The organism is Kribbella sp. NPDC043289, from assembly GCF_056436705.1.
Genome location: NZ_JBWKCB010000002.1, coordinates 737,699 through 749,054, shown reverse-complemented (window position 1 = coordinate 749,054; position 11,356 = coordinate 737,699). Strand labels below are relative to the sequence as shown.

At 69.5% G+C, this 11,356-nt stretch carries 10 protein-coding genes; 3 read left to right on the top strand and 7 right to left on the bottom strand.

Going from position 1 to position 11,356, the window contains the following annotated elements; all coding sequences use genetic code 11:
• Positions 1–34: 34 nt before the first annotated feature.
• The 3 genes from AC0662_RS15390 to AC0662_RS15380 all read right to left on the bottom strand — a co-directional run bounded on the left by AC0662_RS15390 (position 35) and on the right by AC0662_RS15380 (position 2,429).
• Positions 35–787 (bottom strand): ThuA domain-containing protein, encoded by a 753-nt coding sequence (locus tag AC0662_RS15390; protein ID WP_478301158.1) that lies wholly within the window; start codon positions 785–787, stop codon positions 35–37.
• Complete coding sequence (locus AC0662_RS15385; RefSeq protein ID WP_478301156.1) at positions 780–1,868, bottom strand: Gfo/Idh/MocA family protein; 1,089 nt, start codon at positions 1,866–1,868, stop codon at positions 780–782. The genes AC0662_RS15390 and AC0662_RS15385 overlap by 8 nt, the downstream gene beginning before the upstream one ends.
• A 114-nt stretch (positions 1,869–1,982) precedes the next feature.
• Positions 1,983–2,429, bottom strand: coding sequence for a metallopeptidase family protein (locus tag AC0662_RS15380; protein ID WP_452199450.1), 447 nt, complete (start codon positions 2,427–2,429; stop codon positions 1,983–1,985).
• 31 nt (positions 2,430–2,460) lie between these two features.
• Between AC0662_RS15380 and AC0662_RS15375 the strand changes: the two genes are divergently transcribed.
• Positions 2,461–2,844, top strand: coding sequence for a DUF3499 domain-containing protein (locus AC0662_RS15375; RefSeq protein ID WP_452199449.1), 384 nt, complete (start codon positions 2,461–2,463; stop codon positions 2,842–2,844).
• A 1-nt stretch (position 2,845) separates the two neighbouring features.
• Here AC0662_RS15375 and AC0662_RS15370 read toward each other — a convergent pair whose 3' ends face one another.
• From AC0662_RS15370 to AC0662_RS15355, 4 genes are all read right to left on the bottom strand, one after another.
• Positions 2,846–4,324 (bottom strand): DUF5719 family protein, encoded by a 1,479-nt coding sequence (locus AC0662_RS15370; RefSeq protein WP_478301152.1) that lies wholly within the window; start codon positions 4,322–4,324, stop codon positions 2,846–2,848.
• Entirely contained in the window at positions 4,321–7,236 is a 2,916-nt protein-coding gene (locus AC0662_RS15365; protein WP_478301150.1) for a glycosyltransferase, read from the bottom strand. Before AC0662_RS15365 ends, AC0662_RS15370 begins: the two co-directional genes overlap by 4 nt.
• Before the next feature lie 169 nt (positions 7,237–7,405).
• The gene (locus AC0662_RS15360) at positions 7,406–7,657 is read right to left on the bottom strand and encodes a WhiB family transcriptional regulator (RefSeq protein ID WP_020389877.1); all 252 of its coding nucleotides are present in this window, start codon (positions 7,655–7,657) and stop codon (positions 7,406–7,408) included.
• A gap of 321 nt (positions 7,658–7,978) precedes the next feature.
• A complete protein-coding gene (locus tag AC0662_RS15355) occupies positions 7,979–9,289 on the bottom strand; it encodes a hypothetical protein (protein WP_478301148.1) in 1,311 nt (436 codons plus the stop codon).
• Between the two features lie 115 nt (positions 9,290–9,404).
• On the opposite strand from AC0662_RS15355, the gene cofD reads away from it, so the two are divergent.
• Entirely contained in the window at positions 9,405–10,382 is a 978-nt protein-coding gene (gene cofD, locus AC0662_RS15350) for a 2-phospho-L-lactate transferase (protein WP_452199441.1), read from the top strand.
• Positions 10,379–11,353 (top strand): coenzyme F420-0:L-glutamate ligase, encoded by a 975-nt coding sequence (locus AC0662_RS15345; RefSeq protein ID WP_478301146.1) that lies wholly within the window; start codon positions 10,379–10,381, stop codon positions 11,351–11,353. The genes cofD and AC0662_RS15345 overlap by 4 nt, the downstream gene beginning before the upstream one ends.
• Positions 11,354–11,356 lie beyond the last annotated feature (3 nt).

Here is an 11,356-nt window from a genome sequence, read left to right as displayed (position 1 = left end):
CCGCACGGTCAGTTCGCGGAGTGGGCCGTCGGGCTCAGGCCTTCTCGAACCAGCCGATGTCCTTGCGGTGGTGGACCGTCGGGAGCTGGCGCGGGCTGCTCGGGGCGGCCCACTTGGCGGCGTTGGCCAGGATCTGCTGGATCTCCGGCTGATGGTACGTCGGGTACTCCTGGTCACCGGGGCGGAAGTAGAACACCCGGCCCTGGCCGCGGCGGTAGCAGCAGCCGGAGCGGAACACCTCGCCGCCGGTGAACGAGCTGACGAACACCAGTTCGTCGGGCTGCGGGATGTCGAACAGCTCGCCGTACATCTCCTCGCGCTCGATCACCAGCGGGTGCGGGACACCCTGCGCGATCGGGTGCCCGGCGGCGACCGTCCAGATCAGCTCGCGGTCGTTCTCGGCCCGCCAGTCGAGTGAGCAGGTGGTGCCCATCAGCCGGATGAAGATCTTGCTGAAGTGCGCCGAGTGCAGCGCGATCAGACCCATCCCGGACAGCACGTGCTGCTGGACCCGGTCGACGATCGCGTCGTCGACGTCGCCGTGCGCCGCGTGACCCCACCAGGTGAGTACGTCGGTGTCGGCGAGCACCTCCTCGGTCAGACCGTGCTCGTCCTGCTGCAACCACGCCGTACGGACGACGACGTCCTGCCCGAGCTTGTCCCGCAGCGCCGCCGCGATCGTCTCGTGCATGGTGTCCGGGTAGACCTTGCGGACCGACTCGTCGCGGCCCTCGTGGACGTTCTCGCCCCAGACGGTGACGCGGATCGGACCCTTCGACTCAGCCATGGAGTACCACCTCTCGGCCCGCCTTCGCGGAGGCGTAGCAAGCGTCGATGACTTCGGTCCGGAGCAGCGCCTCGGACCCGTTCTGGCCTTCCCACTCGCCGCTGCGGACGATCCGGACGAACTCCCGGACCACCGCGCGGTGGCCGAGCCCGGCGCCGGTCGCCGGCTTCACCTCGGCCGGGATGCCGGCCACGTCGGTGAAGATCCGCAGCGTGTCCACGGTGGTGTAGTTCTGTACCTCGATCTTCGCGCCGCCCTCGGTGCCGAACAGCTCGATCCCGAAGTTGTCGCCCGGCGCGCGGTACGTCGCCCAGCTGGTCTCCAGCTGCAGCGCGCCGCCACCCTTCAGCCGCAGGTACGCCGTCGCCAGGTCCTCGACCTCGAACTTCGAGCCGAGCGTGTTGACGGTCGGGCGGTCCGGGCTGCTCGAGCTGCCCTTGCCCTGCGGACCGAGCTCGGCAAACGTGTCCGCGGACACCGTGGTGATCTGCGGCTCGCCGAGCAGGTGCAGCGCCATATCGAGGATGTGGACGCCGAGGTCGATCAGCGGACCGCCGCCGGACAGCTCCCGGTTGGTGAACCAGCCACCCATGCCGGGGATGCCGTTGCGGCGCATCCAGTGCGCCTTCGCGTAGTAGATCCGGCCGAGCTGACCCTCGTCGATCTGGTGCTTGAGGGCTGCGACGTCACCACGCTCGCGGTGGTTGAAGACGACCTTCAGCACCCGGCCGGCCTTCTTCGAGGCCTCCACCATCGCGGTGCCCTCGGCGACCGTCCGGGCCAGCGGCTTCTCGGACAGGACGTGCAGACCCTTCTCGAGCGCCTTCAGCGCGATCGGGGCGTGCAGCTGCGTCGGCGTACCGATGCTGACCGCCTCCAGCCCCGGCGTCTCGAGCAGGTCTTCCCACTTCTCGTACAGATGCGGTACGCCGTGCTTCTCGCCGAGGCTGGTCAGCGTGTCCTTCTCCAGGCCCGCCAGCGCGATCACCTCGACATCCGGCAGCTCGGAGAACGCCTCCAGCGCCGTCCGACCGGCGAATCCCAGGCCGACCACACCGACCCGCAGTTTTTGATCGTTCACAGACACGATCCTCTCCCGATGACAACGAAGGTCACAAACCTCAATCCACAGTACGGAACACGTTCCAACATGTGCGAGGGGGGCGGCCTGTCGCCCACCGGGTGAGACGCGGAGTCAGTCCTCGTCGGTGTCGAAGTCCGGGTCGATCTGCTCCGGTGACAACGCGAGCACGTCGGCCAGCTCGAGCACCAGTGCGGAGCGGACCAGCCAGGCCAGGCTCGCCCCGGACCGCTCGGCGCGGAGCTCGATCGGCCGCCGGAAGACGACGATCCGGTACGGCTCGTGGGAGGTCCCGCCGGTCGCATGTGTGAGCGGGATCTCGGTCGCGTCGAGGTCCAGGTTCGGGACGTCCTCGATCGCGAACTCGACCCGCGCGATCACCTGCGGGAGCCGCTTCTCGAGCCGTGTCACCTCGATCGCGACCACCTCGTCGAACGAGGCCGCGAGCGAGCGCTGCAGCGGCAATCCACGCGGCGCGAACTTGCTCGGCCGGCTGATCGGGCCGAGCATGCCGCGCCCGTGGCGGTCGATGTGCCTGCGATGACGGCGAGCCTCGGTCACGCGCTCAGCCTAGTGGGGGTAACGTCTGCCCGTGAGCATCGCCAGGATTTGTTCGCGCGCCGGATGTCAGAAGACGGCTGTGTCGACGCTCACCTACGTCTATGCGGACTCCACGTGCGTCCTCGGCCCGCTGGCGACGTACGCCGAACCGCACTGCTACGACCTGTGCGCGGACCACGCCGACCGGCTGACCGCTCCGAACGGCTGGGAAGTCATCCGGCTCGCTCCTGACCCGGCAGCCGCCGGACCGTCCTCGGACGACCTGGAAGCCCTGGCGAACGCGGTCCGCGAGGCTGCGCGTCCGCTGCCGCCCCGCGAGCCCCGCACGGGTACGCCGGGCGCACCTGTCGAGGTAAAGCGCCGAGGTCACCTGCGGATGCTGCAGGACCCCGGCGCCAACTCCTCCGAAGGCTGAGCTACCGCAGCGCGGCGCTGACCTCAGGCTGCGCACCCAGCTGTGCACGGAACACCAGCGACGTCGACAGCGGCCACACAGCCACCTGAGGTACGTCCTCGTCCTTAGGCTTCGCCGCCGGCATCAGTGTGACGCCTGCCACGACCGTCCCCCGCGTCTGCTGCACCATCAGGTACGTCGCGCGCGGCTGCGCGGGGAACGCGATCTGTGTCGTCGCGCCGGCCACAATGTCCAGCGCCCGCGTCGTCAGCACCCGTCCGCGCGCGTCCCGCAACTCGAACTTCACACTGCCCGTCTTACCGGGCGCGGTCACCTGCAACATCGCAGGCTGCTGGTGCGCCGGCAACACGAGGTACGCCGGTCCGGTCAGCGCCTCCGCCGACCCGATGGACGCGAACTCACTGCGGCTCGCGTCGGTGACCCGCAGCGACGCGGTCACCGGCTGGTCTGACGTGATCGTGACCCCGCTCGCGTCACCGTGCAGCACTGGGTCGAGCATGAACGTCTTCACCGAGCCGGCCGCGATCTGGACGGTCTCCAGACCGGCAGGCTTGAACGGACCGTTCGGCCCGTTCACGGTGAGGCTGGCGGTCGCCTGCAGGTCCGACGGGTTCGCCACCGACAGGATCCGCAGACCGCCACCGGCCGCCACCGCCGGCACCAACACCTTGGTCGCGGGCGCGGCCGACGCGTTCAGCCAGTCCACACCGACCGGCTGACTGCCGTTCGACGCGTTGGAGCGGACAGCGGCAGCTACGCGACCACCTGTCGACTCCACGTGCAGTGCGATGTCGCGGAGGTTCGGAGCGACCTCCTTGAGGAACAACGCGAAGAAGCCGTGTGCCGGGACCACGATGCCGCGGGCGGCGGGCAGGTCCTGCGCCCCGGAGCGCGCGAACACGCCGACGTTCACCTCCGCGTTGACGCTGTCCAGATTGGTCAGCACTAGGACGTCGCGCCGGTCACTCGCACCGGACGCCCCGACGAACCAGAAGTCCGAACCGGGCGCCTGGCAGCTCACGCTGGCCATCCCACGGTTCACACCCTCCTGTGCGGTCGTCGTACTCGTGCCGACCGTGCCGGCGGCGAGCGGACCGGTGCCCTGGATGGACAACGGCTCCGGCTTCACCGCCGGAGCGCTCGAAGCGATCGTTCCGCGGGTCAGCAGGGAACCGACCGGGTCGCCAGTGGCGGGCAGCGGCGCGATCGTCAGCGGGTCGGCGTCGCCGGACGCGATCGGAGTACCTTCGGGCAGCGTCGGAGCCACCGCGTTCACCACGCTGGCCATCTTGCCGCCGGGTGACAGCACCGGGCACGACAGCGCCGTACGGTTCACCACCGCACGGGACGGCTCGGTCACAGCCGCTTGCGGGCGGGTGTCCGGCGACTTGGGGTGGGTGACCACGCCGAGGCCGGCCAGTACGGCCATGGCGGCGACGACGGCCCCGATCCGCAGCCGCGGGTCGGACAGCAACCTCACCGGGGGTCCCTCCTCGCGTGTGTTCCTTGCGGTACGGCGACAGTGCGGCGGACCGTCGGCAGACAGAACACCAGTGCGATGATCCAGGCGATCAGACCGAGGATGCGCCACACCGTGTGGGTCTGGTCGACCAGTGGGGTCTTGCCCTCGATCTTCGACCGGTCCACCAGCCAGGACGCGTCGCCGTCGCTAGCGCTGGCTCTGGTCAGACCAGGCAGCGAGTCGAGCGTGGCCTGCAGCGTGGTGTCCACCGGACCGGGCAGGTAGACGTAGTCGATCGCCAGACCGGCCAACTGCCTGCCCTCCTCACCGCTACCGCCGCCACCGAGGGTCGCCAGTACGTCGGCGATCGGTTTGGTCTGCGCAGCGGTCGGAGCCGCCTCGAGCGACCCCATCCGCGGTCCGCCGTCCTTGACCAGTGAGAACCGCATCTGGCCGTTCGGCGCCTTGCGCACCACCAGGATCGAGTTGTTGTCCGGCGGGTCCTGCGAAGACACGAGGTACGCCGGGAGGTCCTGAGCAGGCCCCCGCCACAGCGGACCGTCACTTCCACGCACCAGCCAGAAGCCTGCGGTCACGACAGTCGTCAGCAGGACGACGCCGAGCACGCCCTGCACGATGATCTCGGTGGACTTGCCGACCGAGTCCCACGCGACCGTCACGGCGATCACCCAGCCGGCGGTCATCAGGAACATCAACGGCCCGCTGCCACCACCCAGTCGGCTCGCGACCAGCGTCCCGGCCAGGCCGGCCAGTGCGGCGAACCAACCGAGCAACTCGTACCGGTTCCGCGACTGACGCAGCAGACACAACAGCGCCACCAGGATGAGCGGTACGGCGAGCCACCAGGGCGTCGGCGCACCGATCGGCGTACCGGTGAGCAGATGCGGGAGGCTGTCGCCCGGACCGACCGCAGCGGTCGGCGGACCGCCCGCCTCCTGGCCCAGCTTCGACGGGTGCAGCACCAGGTCGATCGTCCACGGCAGAACGAGCACGAGCCCCAGTACGACGGAGAACACCAACTGCCGGCCCTGTCGCCGCCAGCCCAGCCCGAACACGGCGCCGAGAACGAGCAGGACGGCCATCAGAAGACCGAGCGCCGGCGTGAACGCGATCAGCACGGCCAGGCAGATCCCGGCGAACCACGCGGCCCGCCAACTGCCCTGGATCACCACACGCCGCCGCCGCGCGACGGTGTGCACGGCAGCCCCGAGCAACGGCAACACGATCGCCGCCACAACAGTCCCGAGCCGCCCCTGCGTGATCGCCCCGTTCATGAACACGGCCAGCCCGTACGCCGCTGCGCCCCAGGCGCGCGCCACACGGTCGACGACGAACGATCGCAGCAACGCCCAGGCCGCCAGACCCGCCAGCGGCACCGCACCGAGCAACAGCAGGTTCGTCGCACCGGTCGGGCCGAACATCACCGTCGAGAACGCCCACATCTGCGCCAGCCACGCAGGTGGTGTCACGCCTGGCGGAGCGGACGCGGCCGCGTGCCACAGGGCCGCGAGGTTCTCATGGGCCGGAAGCAGGAGGTTGGACCGAAGGACGCCGCCACCGATCAGATCGCGGGCAGAGATCAGCGCACCGATAGCCAGCACGACCCAGGCGACCAGGAACGGCCGCCGGATCAACTGACGACGCCAGCGCGGCTGGTCGACCGCTACGCGGGCAGTGGACTTGGCCCGGCGAGCAGTGGTGACGACCTGCTCTTCCGGTTCGTCCGCCCAGGCTTCACGGATCCGCTCGGAGATCGTGCTGGTGGTTTCCTCCAGGTTGTGCCGCAAGGCGTGCACGGACCGGGAGAACAGGCCCTTGATGTCGTCGTACGGGACCTGGTCGAGGTTTTTGCGGTTCTTGCGGGCCGTTGTCCAGCCGCCGGCCAGGAGCGTGCCGAGCAAGGCGGTCCACTCGTCGACCGCACCTGACGGTGTCTTGCCGAGCAGGAACCAGATCGACCGCATCACGGTGCCGAGGAGGAACCGGAGGATCAGGAGGGGCAGCAATTTGCCCGGTGCGTTCGCGAGAACCGTGTAGTACGCGTGGGCGCGGTCCAGTTGGTAGGCGTGCCGACGAGTGCCGGCCAGCGCCCGCTCACCGGTCGCAGCGGCCTGCGCGTGATAGACGACCGCGTCCGGCGCGACTCCGACCTGGTAGCCGGCGCGACTGGCCCGCCAGCCGAAGTCGATGTCGTCGCGGAACATCGGCAGCCGCGGGTCGAACCCGTGCAGCGATTCCCAGACATCGCGACGTACCAGCATGCCGGCCGAACTGACCGCGAGCACGTTCCGCGGGTGGTCGTGCTGCCCCTGGTCGAGCTCGCCGTTCTCGATCCCGGTGTCGCGGCGGCCGCCGAGCGACGTGGTGACGCCGACCTCGAGCAGTTCGCGATCCCGCGGCCAGAGCCGGAGCTTCGGGCCCCAGACGCCGGTGTTCGGCGACATTGTGGCCTGGAGCAACAACTTCTCCAGGGCCTTCGGTGCCGGCGCGCAGTCGTCGTGCAGCAGCCACAGCCACTCCACCACGGGCATGTGCCCGTCGTCGCCGTACGGGCCGACGGCACTCGGGATCGGCGCGAAACCGTGCGTCTCCAGGCCGCGGGCCACGGCCAGGCCGAAACCGGTGCGCGCCGAGAGGCTCACCACCGGCTCCACACCAGGCATCGCGGCGAGTAGTTCGGCGGTGTCGTCGGTGGATCCGGTGTCGACCGCGATCAGCCGGTCCGGACGTGGGTTGAGCGCCCACAACGCCTCGGACAGACGCGGCAGCCAGGCCGCGCCTTCGTGGCCGACCACCACAGCGGTGACGACATGGCGGACCCGCGGACGACCCATGGCGTCGTCGATGTGATCGGTCGGGAAATCGACGGAGTCGAAGAATTCCCAGCCGGCCGGAGCTTCTTGTTCCATGCGGAGCTGTGACACCTCGATGCTTGCGGACGGTCACCGTGACCGCAGTCCCGGCGAGGAATCACCATACAGCCGCCGTCGGAGTGTGTGGAAAGCCGCGGGCCCCGGGGGTGATCACCCCGGGGCCTCGCGGAAGTCCATCGTGAAGTTGTCGCTTGCGTTCGGACCGTCAGACGGCCTTTTTCTTCAGCTTGCGGCGTTCCCGTTCCGACAGGCCGCCCCAGATCCCGAAGCGCTCGTCGTTCTGCAGCGCGTACTCGAGGCACTCGCCCCGGACATCGCAGCCCAGGCACACTTTCTTGGCCTCGCGGGTGGAACCGCCCTTCTCCGGGAAGAAAGCCTCTGGATCGGTCTGGGCGCACAGCGCCCTTTCCTGCCAGTTCGGCTCCTCCTCGATCGCCTCACCGTCGACAATCGCCATCAGGCCCTCTGTCACGGTACGACCTCCTCGACCCTGTTCGTTCCCCTGTACATGTGGGTTTGCGGTCCACACGCCTGACCTCGTCCGTCCTGCGCTCTGCAACGGTCCCCGATACCGAGTGTCCAACGAACGACACGGTTGAAATTACATTCCTGCAATCCACGAAAGTCAAGCCGTGCTCTGCTATTGGGATCATCCGCAACATGGCCGCAAAAGAACGAGAGGCCTGTAGATACAGGCCTCTCGCGCTGTGTACCCCAGATTCAAACGCCCTCCTGGCGGATTTTCACACCCGGCCAGGAGAGGGCTTTCCCTTCCAGATCAGGAAGGTTGCGACCACCAGCCCTGCTGGCCCTGCTGCGGGTTCTGGTCGTTCTTGTCCGGCTCGACCCGCGGATCGACCCGGGTCTCGTCGCCGGCCTCGGTCTGCGGCGCGGGCGCCGGAGGCTCAGTGCCGCTCGGCTGCGGCTCCGCTGCCGGCGTCCCCTCGGCCTGCCAGGCCTGCTCCTGCTGCCAGGCCTGCTGCGCCTGCTGGGCTTCGCTCGGCTCGTGCGAGCCCTCCTCGACGACCGCGGCACCCTGAGTGCCCTGGTCCTGCTGGCCCCACTCCTGCTGACCGGGCTGCTCCTGCTGGCCGGCCGGCTCGTGCTGACCGTGCTGCTCCTGCTGGCCGTACTCCTGACCGGACCACTGCTGCTGTCCGGCGTCGCCGGCACCCCATTGGTGCTGCTGCTCCTGCGGCCACTGCTGGCCCTGACCCTCGTCGTGGCCACGCCACTGCTGCTGGCCCTCAGAGCTCCACGCCTGCGTGGGCTCAGCTGCCTGCTGGCCCTCGGCGGACCAGGCCTGCTCGCCCTGCTGACCGGAGTGCTGCGCGGAGTGCTGACCGGGCTGGGCCTCGGCCTGACCGGCCGACCAGTTCTGCTGTTCGCCCTGGTTCCAGCCCTGCTCCTGCGGCCACTGCTGCTGGTCGCCCTGACCCGCCGCATAGCCACCCGCAGCGCCGGCCGCCGCGTAACCGCCGTACTGGCCCTGGTCGTGTCCCTGGTCGTACTGGCCGCCGTACTGACCCTGCTGGCCCTGCTGACCCTGCTGACCCTGCTGGTAGCCCTGCTGGCCGTACGGCGCGGTCTGGCCGTACTGCTGGCCCTGCTGACCCTGCTGCTGGAACTGACCGGGCTTCGGGGCGCGGACCGGCGCGGGCATCGCCTGGAACGTCTTCAGGATGTAGAAACCCGCCGCGGCGTACAGGGCGAGCGCCCCGAGCGCGGTCAGGAAGTTCGTGATGTTGACCCCGGCGGACGCGCCGCTGTTGAAGGTCGCGAACCCGGCCAGCAGCACGACGAGAGCCAGCACACCCGTGATCACGAGCGCGACCAGCGCGACGAGCCGCGCGTTCGGGGTCCGCTCACCCTCGTTCACCAGCCAGACCGCGCCGACCAGCGCGATCAGCAGCGCCAGCCCGGAGGTCTGGAACGGGCCGACATCCCGGAACGCACCGGCCGAACCAGCGACGAAACCGGAACCGGTGACGAACAGCTGGAGTAGCGCCGACAGCGCGAACAGGGCAGCGAAAGCGAGCAGAATATACGCGACCGGCTCTTTGAGCTTCTTGGTTGCGTCGGTGACCACGAGGGCTCCTCGGATGTTGGGGGGCCGTACAACTGAGCTGTGCGGATGCATCTGACCCTCCGCAGCATAGTCGTGCGGTGGTCCGCCGCATTGACGACTCGTGCAGACTCTTCCCATGCGATTGACAGTGCTGGCCGGTGGCATCGGCGGTTCCACCTTCCTGCGCGGGCTGCTCAAGGCCCGGCCGGACGCCGAGATCACCGTCGTGGGGAACACCGCCGACGACATCACCCTGTTCGGGCTGCGGGTCTGCCCCGACCTCGACACCGTGATGTACACGCTCGGCGGCGGGATCTCCGAGGAACGCAAATGGGGCCGTGAGGACGAGACCTGGGTGATCAAGGAGGAGCTCGCGGCGTACGGCGTGGAGCCCACCTGGTTCGGGCTCGGCGACCGCGACGTCGCGACGCACCTGGTGCGTACCCAGATGCTCGACGCGGGCTACAGCCTCACCGCGGTCACCGAAGCACTGTGCAGCCGCTGGAAACTGCCGGTCCGGCTGCTGCCGATGAGTGACGACCGGATCGAGACCCACGTCGTGGTGGACGACCCGGAGAACCCGGGACGCCGCAAGGCGATCCACTTCCAGGAGTACTGGGTCCGCTACCAGGCCGAGGTCCCCGCGCACCAGATCATCGCCGTCGGCCAGGACAAGGCCAAGCCGGCGCCGGGTGTCCTGGAGGCGATCGCGGAGTGCGACGTACTGATCGTCCCGCCGTCCAATCCCGTGGTGTCGGTCGGCACGATCCTCGGCGTACCCGGGATCCGGGAGGCGGTCCAGGCGACGGCCGCGCCGGTCATCGGGCTGTCGCCGATCATCGGCACCGGTCCGGTCCGTGGCATGGCGGACAAGGTGCTGGCCACGGTCGGTGTCGCCTCGACCGCCTCGGCCGTCGCGCGGTACTACGGTTCGCGATCGTCCGGCGGTGTGCTGGACGGTTGGTTGATCGATACCTCGGACGCGATCCAGGCGGATTCGATCGCCGGAGCCGGAATCAATGTCCAGGCCGTCCCGTTGTGGATGACGGATGAGACCACGACCGCCGCGATGGCTGACGCGGCACTGAACCTCGCGGAGGCCGTACGGCGATGAGGAAGCACCTGGAGATCTTCCCGGTGACCGGACTGCCCGAGGTGGCGGCCGGGGACGACCTGGCCGCGCTGATCGCCGACGGCGCCGACTTGCGCGACGGCGACGTCGTCTCGGTGACGTCGAAGATCGTCAGCAAGGCGGAGGGTCGGTTGACGCACGGCACCCGGCAGGAGGCGGTCGACGCCGAGCTCGTCCGGGTCGTCGCGCAACGCGGTGAGACCCGGATCGTGCAGACCCGCCACGGCCTGGTGATGGCCGCCGCGGGCACCGACACGTCCAACACCGCGCCCGGCACCGTGCTGCTGCTCCCCGTCGACCCGGACGCGTCGGCGCGCGAGCTGCGCACCGCGCTGAAGGAGCGGTACGACGTGAACGTCGGCATCGTGGTGACGGACACACTCGGCCGCCCGTGGCGCAACGGTCAGACCGACCTCGCCATCGGTGCCGCCGGGGTGCGCGTGGTCGAGGACCTGCGCGGTACGACGGACAGTCACGGCAACGTCCTCGCGGTCACCGAGCCGGCGCTGGCCGACGAGATCGCGAGCGCCAGCGAACTGGTGAAGGGCAAGGCGGACGGTGTCCCGGTCGCCGTACTGCGCGGGCTGGACGACGCCGTACTGCCGGTCGGCGAGCACGGTCCCGGGGCGCGGGCGCTGGTGCGGGACGCGGAGTACGACATGTTCAGCCTGGGTACGCGGGAGGCCGCGCGGGCCGCCGTACTCGATCGGAAGGCGCCAGTTGGGCCGCGGGAGGTCGATCCCGCGGTGTGGTCGGGGTTGCTGGCCGAGGTCGACGACGTACGGCTCGAGGTGGGTGACAACGCTGTCACGGTGTTCGGTGAGGAACCGGTGACGGTCGGGGTGGTGGCCGAGCGGCTCGCCGTCCTGCTGCACGCCGAGGGGTACGGCGTCGCGGTGCGGCCCGGGCCCGGAAGCGAGGCGACGGTCACGTTCGGCTCACGGTCTGCCTAGATT

Bases quoted from the DNA above. Each gene is read 5' to 3' on its own strand.
- AC0662_RS15390 (WP_478301158.1), bottom strand. From the start codon at position 787: ATGGCTGAGTCGAAGGGTCCGATCCGCGTCACCGTCTGGGGCGAGAAC.
- AC0662_RS15365 (WP_478301150.1), bottom strand. From the start codon at position 7,236: ATGGAACAAGAAGCTCCGGCCGGCTGGGAATTCTTCGACTCCGTCGAT.
- AC0662_RS15360 (WP_020389877.1), bottom strand. From the start codon at position 7,657: ATGGCGATTGTCGACGGTGAGGCGATCGAGGAGGAGCCGAACTGGCAG.
- cofD (WP_452199441.1), top strand. From the start codon at position 9,405: ATGCGATTGACAGTGCTGGCCGGTGGCATCGGCGGTTCCACCTTCCTG.
- AC0662_RS15345 (WP_478301146.1), top strand. From the start codon at position 10,379: ATGAGGAAGCACCTGGAGATCTTCCCGGTGACCGGACTGCCCGAGGTG.